We start from the raw sequence: 16,330 nt of genomic DNA on the forward strand, positions 1-16,330 counted from the left end.
AGGATTTGATTGAATCAAAATCTTTGGCTCTAACCCTTTGTTTTGTCGCGTGTCCGAACCGCAAAACCGTTTCCATCCCCGGTCACGCCGGGGACATGCTTTTCTGGACACGCTCTAGCTGCGCCCCATGCGCCGGGCGATCCGCTTTTCGAGCACCACGAAGCCGTCATAGATCAGCACGGCGAGCGCGCCGACGATCAGGCCGCCCTGCAGCACATAAGCCGTGTTGCCCGAAAGCAGACCGGCGATGATCACCTCGCCCAGCGTGCGCGCGGCGACGGTCGATCCGATCGTTGCCGTCGAGAGCGAGATCACCACCGAGAGGCGGATGCCGGCGAGGATCACGGGAAAGGCGAGCGGCAGTTCGACACCGATCAGCCGCTGCCAGCCTGTCATGCCCGAGCCGCGTGCCGCCTCGCGGACCGAAGGCGGCAGGCTGAGAAGCCCGGTCATGGCGTTTTCGAAGATCGGCAGAAGGCCATAAAGAAACAGCGCCACGAGGGTTGGCCCGGTGCCGAAGCCGAGCATGGGCACGGCGAGCGCCAGCACGGCGACTGGCGGAAAGGTCTGGCCGATATTGGCGATGGCGCGCGAAAGCGGCAAGAATTCCTCTCCGAACGGCCGGGTGACGAGGATGGCGAACCCGACCGCGACCACCGTCGCAAGCAGCGTCGCGACGGCAACGATCCCCAGATGGCTCAAGGTGAGCGAAAGAATGGAGGTCTGGGTATAGATCGCCGGCGCATCATAGCGGGTGAGCGGCGCAAAGATCGGCGCAAAACTGGTCGGCGTCACGATGAACGCGACGAGCAGGACCAGCGCGGCGAGGCGAATGAGGTTCGACAGCTTCATTGCGGGCGGGCGGCGCGTTTGTCGAGGGCATCGCGGCTGATGATGCCCACGGGCTTGCCATCCGACACCACCGGGAGGCGATCGCGCTGCGACCAGAGCATTTCCGAATAGGCGTCGCGCAAGGAGAGGTCCGAATCGATCGGCTGCCCCTCTGCCGTGCCCGGCTCGACCACGGTCTTTACCTTGGTGAGGGTCATCAGCCGGAACGCCTTGTCGCCCGAGCCCAGCATGGCTTCCACGAAATCGTCGGCGGGGTGGGTGATGATCTCGGCGGGCGAAGCATATTGCAGCACCTTGCCTTCGCTCATCACCGCGATGCGCGTCCCCAGCCGGATCGCCTCGTCCATGTCATGGGTGACCAGCACGATGGTGGTTCCCAGCCGGCGCTGGATATCGACAAGATCGGCCTGCGCCTTGGCGCGGATGATGGGATCGAGCGCGCCGAAGGGTTCGTCCATGAGCAGAACCGACGGGCCAGCGGCAAGAGCACGCGCCACCCCGACGCGCTGTTTCTGGCCGCCCGACAGCTCATGGGGCATACGGTTGCGGTATTGATCCGGTTCGAGCTGGAAAAGATCGAGCAATTCATCGACCCGAGACGCAGCCTTGGCCTTGTCCCATCCCAGCAGCCGGGGCACCGTCGCGATGTTGCGGGCCACATCCCAATGCGGAAAAAGGCCGTGCCCCTGGATGGCATAGCCGATATGCCGGCGCAGCTCGTACGGGGGCACGTCGCGCGTGTCGCGTCCGTCGATGCGGATGCTGCCGGCCGTGGGCTCGACCAGCCGGTTGATCATGCGCAGCAGCGTGGTCTTGCCCGAACCGGACGTGCCCACGATGGTCGCGATCTCACCGGAGGGAATGGTGAGCGTCACATCGTCCACCGCGGGGCGGCCGTCATAGGTTTTCGAGAGATTTTCGATTTCGATCATGGCGTGCCCCAGTTGCGGCCGCGGCTGAGTTCGACGCCGGCATCGAGCACGATCGCCGCGGCAAACGCCATGGCGACGGCGGGAATGGCGCCTAATAGCACCAGCGGCATCGCTGTCTGCGTGATGCCCTGGAAGACGAAAGTGCCCAGCCCCCCGCCCCCGATCAGGCCGGCAATGACGGCAAGGCCAATATTTTGGACAAGGATGATGCGGATGCCGGTGAGGATGACGGGAAAGGCAAGTGGCAGCAGCACTTTTCGCATGCGCTGGCCATTGGTCATGCCCATGCCGCGCGCCGCGTCATTGGCGTCACGCGGAACGGTGTCGAGCCCCACGACCGTATTGGAGACGATCGGCAGCAGCGAATAGGCGAAAAGCGCGAGGAAGGCAGGCGCAAAGCCGATGCCGGCAATGCCGATCGCGGCAGCGCCGGGAACGTTGGCGCCGATCCACGCCATCGGCGCGATCAGGAGCCCGAAAAGCGCCATCGAGGGGATGGTCTGAACGATGTTGAGGCTGCCCAGGATCGCGGCGCGCAACCTGGGAACGCGATAGCACAACACGCCCACTGGCACGCCAACCAAAACGGCGGCGGCAACCGAGCCGAAGGCCAGGAACAGATGGGTTTCAATCTCTCGCAGGAACGCATTCTGGCGGCTCTGATATTCACGCATCACGGCCAGATCGTCCCAAAGCCCGGAGACGAGAATGGCGCCCAGCGCAGCGGCGACCCCAATCAGCACCGCCACGCGTGCGAGCGGCTTGAGGTTGAAACGCGCCAGAGCGTCGGTGACTGCAAGCGCGAAGGCGAAGACCAGTATCCAGACGCCCGCCCCCGGCGAAACCCGCGCATATGTGTCCCCTTCGGGGATCAACGCGGTTGCCCCCAGGCCGACGGCTATGGCGAGGGCACCGAGCGCAAGGCCGGACACCGCGAGACGCCAGGCGAGTGGCGTGCGCAGGAGCAGGACGAGCAGCGCCAGCCCAAGGCCGCCGATCAGCGCGACGCCACCCGCGCCCAGCACGTCCCAGGCCGCAAGAGTTTCGCCCTGCACGATGCGATTGGCGCGGAAAACGAGAAAGGGCTGGAACGCCAGGGCGAACAGGCCCAGGGCGGCAACCACCACCCCGAGCTTGTCGATGCCCCGCGATATCGGCCCGGAGTGTGTGAGTGTCGTCACGACGAGATGAAGCCCCCTCGCGGCGGCTTCACTCCATCCCTAGAGGAAGCCGGCTTCGGTGAGATAGGCTTCGGCCACCGCATCGGCCGGCTCACCGCCCACCTGCACGCGGCCATTGAGATCCTGAAGCACTTCGAGCGTCAGGCTTTCGAAAACCGGCGCAAGGATTTCCTCGATCTGCGGGTATTCCTCGAGCACCTCCTGGCGGATGATCGGGGCTGGCGCATAGACCGGCTGAGCGCCCTTGTCGTCTTCCATGACGACGAGGCCCGAGGGTGCGATGCCCCCATCGGTGCCATAGACCATCGCGGCATTGGCGCCGGACGTCTGGTTGGCGGCCGCTGCGATGGTCGCAGCCGTGTCGCCGCCTGAAAGCTGGATGAGCTGATCGGAGGTGAGTTCGAACCCATAGGCTTCCTGGAAGGCCGGAAGAGCCGCCGGCGAGGTCACGAACTCGCTCGATGCGGCCAGGACGATCTCACCGCCGCCATTCACGTATTCGGCGAAATCGGAGAAGGTTGCGAGCCCGTTTTCCTCGGCGATTTCCGAACGCAGGGCGATAGCCCAGGTGTTGTTGGCCGGCGCGGGCGCGAGCCAGACGATGTCGTTTTCCTGCAGGTCCATTTCCGCGACGCGCTCATAGGCCGATTGCGCGTCGTTCCAGACCGGCTCCTCTCCGAGATTGAAGAAGAAGGCGCCGTTGCCCGTATATTCGGGATAGATATCGATCTGTCCCGCCGTGATCGCCTCGCGCACGATGGGCGTGCCGCCGAGCTGGAGCCGGCTTTCGACCGCTATATCGTTTGCTTCCAGCATCTTGACGATGATGTTGCCCAGAACACCGCCCTCGGTGTCGATCTTGGACGAAACCACGACCTGCGCGGAAGCGGCCGTGGTCAGCGCAGCAGCAATGGCCGCGCCTGCGAAGATTTTAAGGATGTGCACTGGATGTCTCCCGATCTGGCTTTCGGTCATTTGCGTCTCCAAGCCTACAGATCGAGACCACGATGACCACCCTCAAAAACGATAAATAATCGTACCCCTTTTGTTCTATGCTCGTCAACCCATCGGATACGGCAGATAGCCGATGAAGCCGGTAAGCTTCCAGCCGCCCGGCAGCCGGGCGAGAGTATAGATGGACTGCCAGTTGAGGGTATCGTACGTGCCGTCCGTCATGGCGACCTTGCCGTCGAATTTCTTATGAGCGAGCGCACGGTCGCCTGAAATCTCGATCTCGTCGAGGCGGGTTGCCCCGAACACTCCGGCCTTTGCCGTTTCGGTCATGGCGCGCGATGCGAAATCGTGCGCGCCGGCCAGCCAGGAGTCCCGATAGGCCCCCAGGGTGGGAAAGCTGATGCGCCAATCATCGGGATTTTCCGAGGATTTCCCGTCGATGCCGAGGAACCGATCGGCGGCGAAATCGGGTTCGACCATCGACCAGTCGCAAGCCAGGAACGCCTCGATATCGCGGACGACGAGCATTTCCCAGATGGCATTGCGGTCAGAGTCGGCGGAAAAGGGATTGAGGGCGTAAAGGTCCATCTTACTTGAGCATTCCGCGATAGATGCCGGGCTTGGAAGCGGGGATTTCGGTGGCGTCGAGCTTGTTTTTGTAGAAGTCGACAGGGCCGGGATTGCCGATCACGGCATAGGCAAAGCCTTTGGATTCAAGGTCTTGCAGGGTCTTGAACAGCAGCGCCTCGCCGATGCCGCGACCACGGGCATCTTCCGCGACCCCCGTGGGGCCGAAAAACCCGCGCGCGGTGACATCGCCGCAGGCGAAACCGAGTAAGCCATCGGCATCGTAAGCGATCCAGACATCGATGGGCTGGCGCGAGAAGCCGGTTTCCACCTCGGAGCGCCAGTGGCGGGAGAAGTGGGTTTCCACCCACTCGCAAACGCTCGCGCGTTCGGGCGCCAGCGCTCGGCGCAACGTAACGCCTTGATCGATAACGCGTTTAAAGTTGTATTCCGGCAGGTCGTAGAGGCGAACGAGGAGGTCGGCCATCAGGCGGCGTCCAGATTTTCGAAGCGATGGCGGACGAAATGGCCCGGTTCGACCTCGACCGGCAAACCCTCCGGTTTGCGGGCCAGGGCGCGGACTTTTTCGACACCCTCGGTAAAGGCGCGGCCCCCGTCGGCATCGTGCACAAACCGCATGGACGGGTCGGGTACGGCGTTCAGAAGAACTTTCGTATAGGGATGTGCCGGGTTTGCCACCACGCTTTTGGACGGGCCCCACTCGACCACCTGCCCGGCAAACATCACGGCGGTCTCTTCGGCCAGATAATGAGCCGTGGCGATGTCATGGGTGATGTAGAGGAAGGTGATGCCGCGCTCTTTCTTCATGCGATCCATCAGCCCCAGGACCGACTTGCGGATCGAAACGTCGAGCATGGAGGTGGGCTCGTCCGCGACGATCAGTTCGGCTCCCACCGCCAAGGCGCGGGCGAGATTGACACGCTGACGCTGGCCGCCGGACAGCTCATGGGGATATTTTTCGAGCGTCACGCCCGGATCGAGTTCCACATCGGCGAGAACATTCCGGATGGCTGCGGCTAGGTCCGAGCCCGAAAGCTTCTTGTGGAGCCTGAGCGGACGTTCGAGATGGTGCCGAATGGTGTGAGCCGGATTGAGGGCGGCGAAGGGGTCCTGGAACACCATCTGCACGGCCTGGCTGTAAGCGAGCCTGTCGGCGCGCGAGTGGATCGAAGCGATGTCGCGCCCCTTGAAGCGGATGGCGCCTTCGGAAAGCTGGAACAGGCGGGTGACCGAGCGACCGATGGTGGATTTGCCCGAGCCGGATTCCCCCACGATGGCAAGCGCCCTGCCCTTCTGTATGGAGAGCGAGACATTGCGCATGGCGACCACCTCCTTGGCGGCGCCGAACATGGGCTTGAGGTGGAAAATCTTGCTGGCGTTATCGATTTCGAGCAGCGGGGTATCGGACATCTCTTGCTCCCTCATGCGGCGCCCAGGCGAGGCATGGCGTCCCACAGCCGTCGGGTATAGTCATGGGCCGGGTTGGTGACGACATCGGCGGTGGGCGCGATCTCGACGATGCGTCCCTCGAGCATCACGGCGATCCGATCGGCGAACTGGCTCATCAGGGCAAGGTCGTGGGTGATGAAAAGGATCGAAAAACCAAACCTTTCCTTCAACACCATGATCTCCTGCAAAATCTCGCGCTGAACAACCACGTCGAGAGCCGTTGTTGGCTCGTCCATGATGATCAATTTCGGATTGAGCGCCAACGCCATGGCCAGAACCACACGCTGGCGCATGCCGCCCGAAAGCTGGTGGGGATAATCGTCCAGCCGGGCGGCGGGAATGCCGACAAGTCGTACGAGTTCCTCGGCGCGAGCCCGGATTTCAGGCTTGGTCATCGCGGTATGACGCGCCAGCATGTCGCGGAACTGCTCGAACAGGGTGAGCACCGGGTTCAATGAGTTCATGGCGCTCTGGAACACCATGGACACCGCGGACCAACGCCATTTCTCCAGCCGCGCCGGGGGCATGGCGAGAACATCCTCGCCATCGACGATGATCGAGCCCTTGGAAATGATGGCGGGCGGGCGGTGCAGGCGCATGAGCGAAAAGGCGATTGTCGATTTTCCGCAGCCGGACTCGCCGGCAAGGCCCATGACCTCGCCCTGCCCGATCTCGAAATCGACGCCCTTGACGGCGGTGAACAGCCCCTTGCCGGTGAGGTAGTCGACCTGCAGGCCCTTGACGGAAACGAGCGGGGTCATTGGGCGGCCTCCTGAAGCTTGCCGGCGGCGCGCTGGCGATCGAGCTTTTCCTGCGCCTTGGCGGCGGCGGCGATGGTGCCCAGGGTGCGCAGGCGCGGATTGGAGATTTCATCGACGCCGAAATTCAAAAGCGAGAGCCCGATGCCGATACCGGCCACCGCGACCGCCGGCGCCAGCACCTCCCACCACGCGCCCACGGTGATCGCCGAGGAATTCTGCGCATGGTAGAGCATGGTGCCCCAGGAGACCGACATGGGATTGCCCAAGCCAAGGAATTCGAGAGTGGCCTGCGTGATGATGGTATAGGTCACCGAGCCGATGAAATTGAAGCCGATGATCGAGAGCAAATTGGGCAACAACTCGACAAAGATCATCCGGTGCGCCGGTTCGCCGATCAGCTCGGACGCCTGGATATATTCGCGCTGCCGCAGCGTCATGGTTTGCGCGCGGGTGACGCGCGCGCCCCAGGCCCATGAGGTGATGCCGATGATGATGGCGATCACCACCGGCGAGGTCTGGCCGACGAAGGCAGCGATGACCAGCAGCAGGGGGAGTTGAGGGATGACGAGGACGATATTTGTGCAGAAATTGATGACTTCATCGACGATGCCGCCGAAATAGCCTGCCGTGATGCCGAGCACGGTGCCGATCAGGACGACCAGCAGGCCGGCGAAAAACCCGACGGCGAGCGAGGTACGCGTGCCGTAGATCAACTGCGCGAAGACGTCGCGGCCCATGCGCGTGGTGCCGAGGATGGTTTCGCCATCGGGCGCCACATGCGGGCGGCCAACCCGGTCCATGGGATCGACGCCGAGCAACATCGGGCCGAAAATGGCGACGGCGACATAAAGGAGCACGATGGCGAGGCCAATGGCCGCCTTGCGGTTGCGCAGGAAAACCTTGAGCGTTTCGAGCATGGATCAAGCCCTCCGAAGCCGCGGGTCGAGCAGCACGTAGAGCAGATCGACAATGAGATTGGCGGTGAGGATGGCCAGCGTCATGATGAGCAACTGGCCCTGGATCAGCGGATAGTCGCGGGTGACGATGCCGATATAGAGCGTCTGGCCGAGCCCCGGATAGTTGAAGACCACCTCGGTCACCAGCGACCCGCCCAGGATGGCGCCGAGCGTGAGGCCGAGGGAGGTGACCGAGGGGAGGAGTGCATTGCGCGCGGCGTAGTTGAACTTGACGCGGCGCTCGGACAGGCCCTTGGCCAATCCCATGATGACGTGGTCCTCGCCGAGCTGGCCGATCATGTTGTTGCGCATGGTGACGAGATAGCCGCCGACGAAAACGATCATCAGCGAAAAGACCGGCATTATCGCGTGCAAGAGGACGCTGGAGATGTAGGTCCAGGAAAATGCGGCGTCGAGGCTGGGGTTGAAGGCATAGCCGGTGGGCAGCCATTGCAGGGCGACGCCGAAGGTAAAGAGTGCCACGAGCGCGATGACGACCGGGGGGATGGCCTGTAGCGCGAGGGAGGTGGGGGTGATCACCGCATCGAACGCCCCGCCGCGTTTCCAAGCGGCGAAAACGCCCAGGAGCGAACCAATGGCAAAGGCAAGGACCGTGGCGCAACCGGCGAGAAGCAGGGTCCAGGGCAGAGCATAGCCCAGCCTTTCGTTGACGGTCTGTGGGTAAAAGCGGATCGAATAGCCGAGATCGCCGGTAAAGACCGATTTGAGGTAAGCGAAATACTGCTCGTGCAGCGGACCGGTGGCAAAGCCGAAGGTTTCCACCAGCGCGGCGCGCGCCTCGGGCGGGATCGTGGTTTGCGACTGGGCGAACATGATGTCGATGGGATTGCCCGGCATCAGCCGCGGCAGAATGAAATTGATCGTCGCGGCGACGAAAAAAGCGACGATATAAAAGCCCAGACGGCGCAGGACGAAGGCCATGGCTCACTCTCTCCATATGCTTGGGCGGCTGCCGCAGCCGCCCTTCTCCCCCTGAGGGAGAACGTGGCCGCGAAGCGGTCGGATGAGGGGTGCGCGGCGCTTGCGGCACACTCGGGAGCCAGCGTGTCACAGCTAGCTCAGTGCACCCCTCACCCCCGCCCCCTCTCCCTCAAGGGGAGAGGGGGGCTCATTCCGCAGGCGTAGTGGAACTTACTCCACCGGCCGCAGGGCGAGGAGGTGGAGGAGGCGTTCGGGAACGCCGGCGTAGTCGACGGGGCGCGCGACGGGATTGTCGGCATTGAAGAAGCCGGTGAAGCGCGTCGTGTTGTATTCGTACCAGAGCGGGTTATCGAAGACCCAGATGACCGGCATGTCCTCGGCGATCAGCATCTGAATCTCGTTCATATGCTGTTGCTGTTCTTCCGGATCGATGGTGGTGTTGAACGCATCCAGCGCCTCGTCCAAGGCGGGGTTGGAATAGCGCGCCGACTGGAAGCGGGACTGACCGATGTGCCGGGAATGGAGCGCCTGATCCATGAAGTAGTGCGGGGTGACGCCCGTGGTGACCGAATTGATGGCCGCATCATAGTCGCCGGCTATCAACTGGTCCGTCCAGGCCGGGCTTTCCGGGGTCTGCATGGTGGCGTTGATGCCCAATTCGTTCAGCCCTTCGACCGCGAGTTGGACGGTATTGACCCAATCGGTCCAGCCATTGGGGACGATGATATCGAAGGCGATCGGTTCGCCACCAGGCGTGTCGATGAAGCCATCGCCATCGGCATCGGCATAACCGGCTTCTTCGAGCAACGCGCGCGCGGCATCGATGTTGAAATCGGTGTACTCCCCGTACTGGGCCTCAACCTCGGGATTGTTCCAGGTGTGATAGGCCCGGCCCAGGCCGGACGGATAGTCGTTGACCGTGGGATAGCCGTAGCCGGCGATATCGACCATCGCTTCGCGATCCATGGCCATGGAGAAGGCGCGGCGGAAGGCGACGTCGTTGAAGGCTTCCGCAAGGCCCGCATCCTCGGTCTGCATGTTGAGCGAGAAAAAGACCGGCGATCCCGAGGGGAACCAGTAGCCGTGGTGATCGGGGTCGATGCCCACATAAGTGCGCTCGATGTCGGGAAGGAACGAGCCGAACCAGTCGAGTTCACCATTGGCCGCGGCGGTCAGAACCTGATCGTTGGTGGCGAGTTGAGGCAGGCGCAGGCAATCCACGTGCAGATTTTCGGCATCCCAGTATTCGGGATTGCGGCACTGGACGTATTCCTGCGGGGTGAAGCGCTCGATCTCGGTCATGGCGCCCGAGGCGACCGGATCGGGGTTGGTGAAGGTCACGGGATCTTCTACATCGGACCAGATGTGCTCGGGTACCGGATAGACCTGGACGAGCTGGTAGATGAGCCCGGCATCGACTTCGGTCATCTTGAATTCGACGGTGCGATCGTCAACCGCTGTGACGCTTTCGAGCTTGGGCCAGACGGCGCGCTGGTCGAGCGCAGGGTATTCCTTGATGAGGTTGAAGGAAAACGCGACATCCTCTGCGGTCAGCGGCTCGCCATCGGACCAGACCAGGCCCTCGCGCAGGGTGAAGGTGAGGGTCAGCAGGTCGTCGGAATATTCGTAGGATTCGGCCAGGCGGTAATGGGCTTCGCCGCCATGCATCGCGTTGAAGATCACCAGCGGCTCGTACATGAAATCCTGCACGGTGGGCAGCACGGTGGTCGAGTTGAACGGATTGTAGTTTTCGACCCAGGCCGTCAGTTGCTGGGGCACCATTGTGAGAATGGCGCGACCGTCGTCCTGCGCCAGCGCGGCGCCGGCCGGCACGCCGAGCGTGGTGGCGAGCAATGCGCCCTTCAAGAATCTGGTGTTCATTGCGATTGAGCTCCCTCCGGTTGAGCCGCAGCCCCTTCGCTGCGGCGTGATGTTCCCCTTCCGCCCGAAGATGGGACGGCTACGCATGAGGCGTAAGGGTCATTTTGCGCTCAAGGGAGAGGGGTGTGTCACGGGTGCTTTTCCGTCAATTGCGCACCCAAAACCGGCAAAACCGTCAAAATCGGCGATACGAGGGAATCCGGCTTTATGTCTTTTGCCATAGCCATATGAATAGACGATGTCATAGGCTGCGCGAGGGGCGCGGCCTTCCAGGAGGAGTGACCATGGTGCCGTCCGGGCTTGCGCCGAAGGGATTTCGCAGCCGGCTGTTCCTGATCCTGATCGCGATCACCACACTGCCGCTGGTTCTGACGGCTTATGCCTTCTTTTCCATCCTCAACGCCAATGTCGAGGAGGAGACCTTCGCACGGCTCGCCTTCGTGCGGGACGCCAAACGCTCCGAGGTCGAACAATACCTCTCCTTTGCCTTCCGGCAGGCCGATTCATTGGCCAAGTCGAACGCCGTTCGATACTCGATCGGCGATTTCTACGGTTTTTCCTATGCCTTCCGGCGGATAGATGCGGACCCCGAGGAGGCGCGGGATGTCCTCCACCGCATCTTCGGGATCAATGGACAGGCGCCGGCCAGCGATGGCGAGTTTTCGCCCGATACCGACGCGATGTTTGCCAATGCGCTCGAATATTCCAACGCGCATCAGCGGTTTCAGGAGGAATATGCGAGCTTCATCCGTTCGGCCGAGTTCGACAATCTCTATCTCGTCAACACGGACGGGCGGGTGGTTTATTCGGTTGAAAAGGACGCCTATCTCGGCGGTGACCTGGATGGGGCGATGGCCGATACCGCGCTGGGACGACTTGCGGCGCAAACCATGGCGGGAAACGAAACCCTTCAGGTTTCCGATTTCAGCGCCGATCCGGTTACCGGCGCGTTCGGCGCCTATGTCGCGGTGCGGGTGGAGTTCTACCAGCGCCCACGCGGGGTGGCGATCTTCCGCCTTCCGGCGGCGGGGATCGACGCTATCGTCCAGGCGCAGGAAGAGCAAACCGGCAACTTCTACATGATTGCCGGCAATGGGAGGCTGGTTTCGGCGCCGGCCGGGTTCGTCCAGCCGGTCGGCAGCCTGATCCAGGCCCCCGACGACGAGCGGGCGCCAGCCGACACCGCGCTGATCGATGGTGGGCTTTCCGGCGGCGCGGCGCTGGCGGCCTGGGGACCGGTGGCGTTCGGCGATACGCAGTGGACGCTGGCCGCCGAAGTACCCACCCGCATCGCCTTTGCCAATTCCGAGGCGCTGACCCGGTTCGTGCTGCTCATCGCGGCGGTCGCGCTGCCCATCCTGTTCTGGGTCGCCTACCTTCTCTCGCGCACAATGACCGCGCCGCTGCAGAAGCTGACCGAAGTGGCGGAATCGATTGCGGCGGGCGATCTCGAGCGGACGATGCCGAACGTCGAAAAGCCCACCGAGCTGGGGCGGCTCGCCGAGAGCTTCAAGCGCATGCGCGACGCCGTGCGGGCGCAGTTGACCCTGATCGGGCAGAAGAATGTCGAGCTCGAACGGCATGTGAAGCTGATCGAGGAAAAGAACGCGGCGCTGGAAGAGGCCGACCGGCTCAAGGATACGTTCGTCGCCAATACGAGCCACGAACTGCGCACGCCGCTCAACGGGATTATCGGGATCTCCGAGACGCTTTCGGCCGGCGCGGTGGGGGAACTGGCGCCGCCCCAGCGCAGCCAGCTCGATTTGATCACCTTTTCGGCGCGGCGGCTCTCGCGGCTGGTGGACGATTTGATCGACATCTACCGCATTCGGCAGGGACGCATGCGGCTCGACATTCATCCGGTGCATGTGGCGACGTCGATCCGCAATGTGATGCAGCTTTCCGAGCCGCTGCTGCGCGGCGAACCGGTGACGCTGGACGTCGATATTCCCGAGACGATCCCCTATGTGATGGCCGATCCGGTGCGGTTCGAGCAGGTGCTCTATAACCTCCTCGGCAACGCCATCAAATATACCGACCAGGGCTCGATTTCGATCACCGCCTGGCGGGCCGGCGACGTGGTGGCGGTGGCCGTGACTGATACCGGCGTGGGGATCGCGCCCGACAGTCTCGAGCGCATCTTCCAGCCGCTCGAGCGCGGGGAAAGCCGCGAGGTGATGGCTAAGCCGGGCGGCGCCGGACTGGGTCTGACCATCGCCCGACAATTGGCAAGCGCCATGCATGGCAAGCTCTCGGCGCAATCGGAACTGGGCAAGGGCTCGCGCTTCATCTTCGAGGTGCCGGTGGCGGAAACCGAGGCAACCGAGGCGGAAATCCTCACCTATGGCGAGCGCGCGGAGGGATTGCGCGAGACGGTGGGCATGATGCTGGCCGATGCCGCGGAAATGGCGCCGCTTGCCGGGGGCGAGGCGCCGGTGATCCTTGTAGTCGATGACGAGCCGATCAACATTCAGGTGCTACGCAATGTGCTGGCGCCGCAGGGCTATATCGTCAAGGCGGCCGAGAACGGGATCGACGCGCTGGCGGCGATCGAAAAGCACAAGCCGGACCTCGTGGTGCTCGACGTGATGATGCCGCAGATGGGCGGGCTGGAGGTGGCGCGCAGGCTGCGCGACCGCTATGGGCTGCTGGAGCTGCCGATCATCATGGTGACGGCGCGCTCGCGGACCCGCGACGTGATCGCCGGGTTCGAGCACGGGGCGAACGATTATGTGGTCAAGCCCTTCGTCAAGGACGAGCTGTTGGCGCGGATCGCAACGCTGCTCGAAGCCGGGCGGGCGCGGGGAACGGCGCGGGAGAATATCGAACTCAAATCCGAGATCGAGCGGCGGGTACAGGTGGAAGATGCGCTGCGCCTTTCCCAGCAGCGCATGACGCGGCTGCTCGATACGCTGGAGGCGGGGCTGGTGTGCGTGAGCGATACCGGCAGGATCACCTATGCCAATCAGGCCGCATCCGTATTCGCCGGGCGGGTGCTCGATCCGGGGGCAACCCTGCTGTCCGATCTGCTGACGCCGACCATTGTGGACGCCATGATGCGGGCGATTGCCGATGAGGGGCGGGTTTCGCTCGATGAGGTGCCGCTGGGGCGGGCGGGAAGTCCGGTGCTGCTCAACGGGTTCGAACTCGAGGCCGATGCGGGGGGCGGGTTCGCGCTGGTGATCACGCCCGACACGGCCCAGACGCGGCAATCGAGCGATCATCTGGTGCGTTCGGTGCGTGGGGTTCTCGATACGGTCGGGACGGCATTGGTCGAACAGCGCCCTTCCCTCGCGAGTGGGATTCAAGCCGAAGCGGTACCAGCGCCCGGCAAGGAAGCCTATCGCGAGACGATCGTTGCGGTGATGACGCAATCGATGGCGCTCTGGCGACGGGTCAAGGGCGGATCCAAGATCGACTTTGCCGAACAGAGCGGGGTCTGGCGCGTCAATCTCGACAGGTCATCGCTGCAGGCGCGCACCCTCGACAAATATCTGCTGATCGAAACCCTCCCTGCTAATCCGCGCTGGCGCGACGTGGTGCAGACGGCCGAATTCGTGTTGGCCGACGTGGAAGACGCCGTCGCGGCCAATGCGGAGCTGGCGGAGCAGTACGCCGAATTGCGGACCGCCGCGCAAAGACTGCGCGATCTGGTGCGCGAGCACATCCTGCCCAAACCCCGTGGCGAAACCGAAGCTCCGGACGTCCAGAACGCCTGAGCTTTTCCCCCAAATCTGAACACTGAACCAAGGCTGCTCAATCATGCCCACGCCATCATTCCGCCTGGAAGCGGACTGGAACCCTGAAATCGCGACACCCGGCCGGCTGGCGATCACGCTGGTCAATACCGGGGAGGTGCCGGTGTCCGGCTTTACCCTTGCGGTGACCTCGCTGTTCCGGATCAAGCCCGACAGCCCGATCGAAGGCGCAAGGCTTGTCGATCAGCTTTCCAACAATCACGTCCTGGCGCCCGAGGAGGGTTTCGTGCTCGAGCCGGGTGGGCGCTGGGAAATCGTTGCCAAACAGATCAGCCATACGCTGCGCCACTATACCTATGGGCCCAAATCGGCGGCGGTGACCTTGGACGACGAAACGATGGTGACCCCCGAAATCACGCCCATGACGCTCAAGGGCGAGCCTGGATCACCGACCATCCAACACCCCGAGCGCCAGCCCTTGCCCGAAGGGGAAACCACGGTCAGCGTTATTCCCTTTCCGGCTGAGGTCAACGTCTCGGGCAGCGGGGATGTGCCGGAGGCGATCAGGCTGGCAAGCGGGCCCGATGCGGCGCGGACCGCTTTCGAAACGGTGTCGGCTTTGGCCGGGCGGCTGTTTCCCCAAGAAATGCTGTTCGGGAACGGACTGGAAATCACCTGCACCGAAAAGCCCGGACTGGCGGGTGGCGGATACGAGATCGCCTTCGGGGAAACGGTGACGCTTTCGGCCGGCGATGAGCACGGCTTCCGGCATGGGTTCATCACCCTGGCGCAAATGCTGCGCGGGGCCCGGCAGCACCCCGAGGATTTCGTTTTCCCGTCTGGAGGCACGATCACCGATGCGCCCCGGTTTGGCTGGCGCGGCAGCCATCTCGACGTGGCGCGGCAGGTCTATACTGTAGCCGAGATCAAGGGGTTCCTGGACACGATGGCCTGGAACAAGCTCAACCGCTTCCATATTCACCTCAATGACGACGAAGGCTGGCGGCTCGACGTGCCCGAATACCCCGAACTGGCCGAGAAAGCCGGCTGGCGCGGGCCGGGCGAATTGCTGCCGCCCCTGCTGGGCAGCCCGTTCGAGCGGCACGGGCTGGTCTATCGGGCGGACGATGTGCGCGAATTCGTCGACTACGGGCTGTCGCTGGGGATTGAAACCATTCCCGAGATCGATATTCCCGGTCACTGCTATTGCGTGATCAAGGCGCTGCCGCAGCTCGCCGATCCCGAGGAAACCGGGATCTACCGCTCTGTGCAGTATTTTCCCAACAATGCGCTCAACCCCGCGCTCGATGAAACCTATGCGTTTCTCGAAGCGGTAATCAAAACGCTGGTCGAACTGTTCCCGGCCAAATGGATCCATATCGGAGGCGATGAAGTGCCGGACAAAGCCTGGTCGGGGTCGCCGCAGGCCAAATCCATGCAGGGGCCGAATGGCTGGCAGGGGACGTTCGAGCTGCAATCGTATTTTCTGAAGCGCATTCAGTCGCTGCTTGAACAATACGGCAAGGAAACCGGAGCGTGGGAAGAGGCGGCGCTGGGGGGCGGGGTCAATCCCGACCGTTCCTACCTCGTGGCGTGGAAGAAATCGGAAAGTGGGCGGGATCTGGCCTTGGCTGGCTACGACGTGGTTCTGGCGCCGGCCGAGCATGCCTATTTCGACATGGCGCAGTCGGACGCGTGGTGGGAGCCCGGTGCAAGCTGGGCGGGCACGGTGAGCGTGGAAACCTGCTACACATTCGACCCAGCCCATGACTGGCCCGCGGAAGTGCAAGACAAGCTGATCGGCGTGCAATCATGCCTATGGAGCGAGAACCTCGCGGACCGGAAGCTGTTCGACCATCTGGTTTACCCCAGGCTCTCCGCGATCGCGGAAACCGGATGGTCGCCACGCGAGAAGAAGGATTTTGCCCGGTTCATGGCGATCCAGACGCTGATGCCGAAGGCGGGTTTGGGGTAAACGCCTCGCAACCGCGGAAGACTTTGGCAGACTCAGAGCCCCCTCATCCGTCTCGCCTTTCGGGCAATTCACCTTCTCCCACCAGGGGAGAAGGGGAGCCCGTGGCGGCGTTGGGCAAGCACCCCGTGCTGCCCAAAGAGCCCCTCTTCTCTTGAGGGAGG

General features: G+C 63.1%; 13 protein-coding genes. 2 read left to right on the plus strand and 11 right to left on the minus strand.

Going from position 1 to position 16,330, the window contains the following annotated elements; translation table 11 throughout:
- Positions 1-114 precede the first annotated feature (114 nt).
- The 11 genes from NO932_RS14355 to NO932_RS14405 form a co-directional block, all read right to left on the minus strand.
- Positions 115-852, minus strand: coding sequence for an ABC transporter permease (locus NO932_RS14355; protein ID WP_309207972.1), 738 nt, complete (start codon positions 850-852; stop codon positions 115-117).
- On the minus strand, positions 849-1,784 hold the full coding sequence (locus NO932_RS14360; RefSeq protein ID WP_309207973.1) for an ABC transporter ATP-binding protein: 936 nt from the start codon (positions 1,782-1,784) through the stop codon (positions 849-851). The genes NO932_RS14355 and NO932_RS14360 overlap by 4 nt, the downstream gene beginning before the upstream one ends.
- Positions 1,781-2,965 (minus strand): ABC transporter permease, encoded by a 1,185-nt coding sequence (locus NO932_RS14365; RefSeq protein WP_375142761.1) that lies wholly within the window; start codon positions 2,963-2,965, stop codon positions 1,781-1,783. The genes NO932_RS14360 and NO932_RS14365 overlap by 4 nt, the downstream gene beginning before the upstream one ends.
- Before the next feature lie 39 nt (positions 2,966-3,004).
- Complete coding sequence (locus tag NO932_RS14370; RefSeq protein ID WP_309207974.1) at positions 3,005-3,940, minus strand: ABC transporter substrate-binding protein; 936 nt, start codon at positions 3,938-3,940, stop codon at positions 3,005-3,007.
- An 84-nt stretch (positions 3,941-4,024) separates the two neighbouring features.
- Positions 4,025-4,507: a hypothetical protein gene (locus NO932_RS14375; RefSeq protein WP_309207975.1), complete on the minus strand. Its 483-nt coding sequence runs from the start codon at positions 4,505-4,507 to the stop codon at positions 4,025-4,027.
- A gap of 1 nt (position 4,508) precedes the next feature.
- The gene (locus tag NO932_RS14380; protein ID WP_309207976.1) at positions 4,509-4,973 is read right to left on the minus strand and encodes a GNAT family N-acetyltransferase; all 465 of its coding nucleotides are present in this window, start codon (positions 4,971-4,973) and stop codon (positions 4,509-4,511) included.
- Positions 4,973-5,917, minus strand: coding sequence for an ABC transporter ATP-binding protein (locus tag NO932_RS14385; RefSeq protein WP_309207977.1), 945 nt, complete (start codon positions 5,915-5,917; stop codon positions 4,973-4,975). The genes NO932_RS14380 and NO932_RS14385 overlap by 1 nt, the downstream gene beginning before the upstream one ends.
- 11 nt (positions 5,918-5,928) lie before the next feature.
- Positions 5,929-6,717 carry an ABC transporter ATP-binding protein gene (locus tag NO932_RS14390; protein ID WP_309211054.1) on the minus strand — a complete coding sequence of 263 codons (789 nt, stop codon included), beginning with the start codon at positions 6,715-6,717 and terminating at the stop codon, positions 5,929-5,931.
- Positions 6,714-7,634, minus strand: a complete 921-nt coding sequence (locus NO932_RS14395; protein ID WP_375142762.1) for an ABC transporter permease — start codon at positions 7,632-7,634, stop codon at positions 6,714-6,716. Before NO932_RS14395 ends, NO932_RS14390 begins: the two co-directional genes overlap by 4 nt.
- 3 nt (positions 7,635-7,637) lie before the next feature.
- Positions 7,638-8,615, minus strand: a complete 978-nt coding sequence (locus NO932_RS14400; RefSeq protein ID WP_309160292.1) for an ABC transporter permease — start codon at positions 8,613-8,615, stop codon at positions 7,638-7,640.
- A gap of 210 nt (positions 8,616-8,825) precedes the next feature.
- Positions 8,826-10,496 (minus strand): ABC transporter substrate-binding protein, encoded by a 1,671-nt coding sequence (locus NO932_RS14405; protein ID WP_309207978.1) that lies wholly within the window; start codon positions 10,494-10,496, stop codon positions 8,826-8,828.
- A gap of 284 nt (positions 10,497-10,780) precedes the next feature.
- Here NO932_RS14405 and NO932_RS14410 point away from each other — a divergent pair, with 284 nt between their 5' ends.
- Positions 10,781-14,215: a response regulator gene (locus NO932_RS14410; protein ID WP_309207979.1), complete on the plus strand. Its 3,435-nt coding sequence runs from the start codon at positions 10,781-10,783 to the stop codon at positions 14,213-14,215.
- Positions 14,216-14,258: 43 nt separating this feature from the next.
- Complete coding sequence (locus NO932_RS14415) at positions 14,259-16,169, plus strand: beta-N-acetylhexosaminidase (RefSeq protein ID WP_309207980.1); 1,911 nt, start codon at positions 14,259-14,261, stop codon at positions 16,167-16,169.
- Positions 16,170-16,330: the final 161 nt, after the last annotated feature.

The sequence above is a fragment of the Pelagibacterium sp. 26DY04 genome, from assembly GCF_031202305.1.
Lineage (GTDB): Bacteria > Pseudomonadota > Alphaproteobacteria > Rhizobiales > Devosiaceae > Pelagibacterium.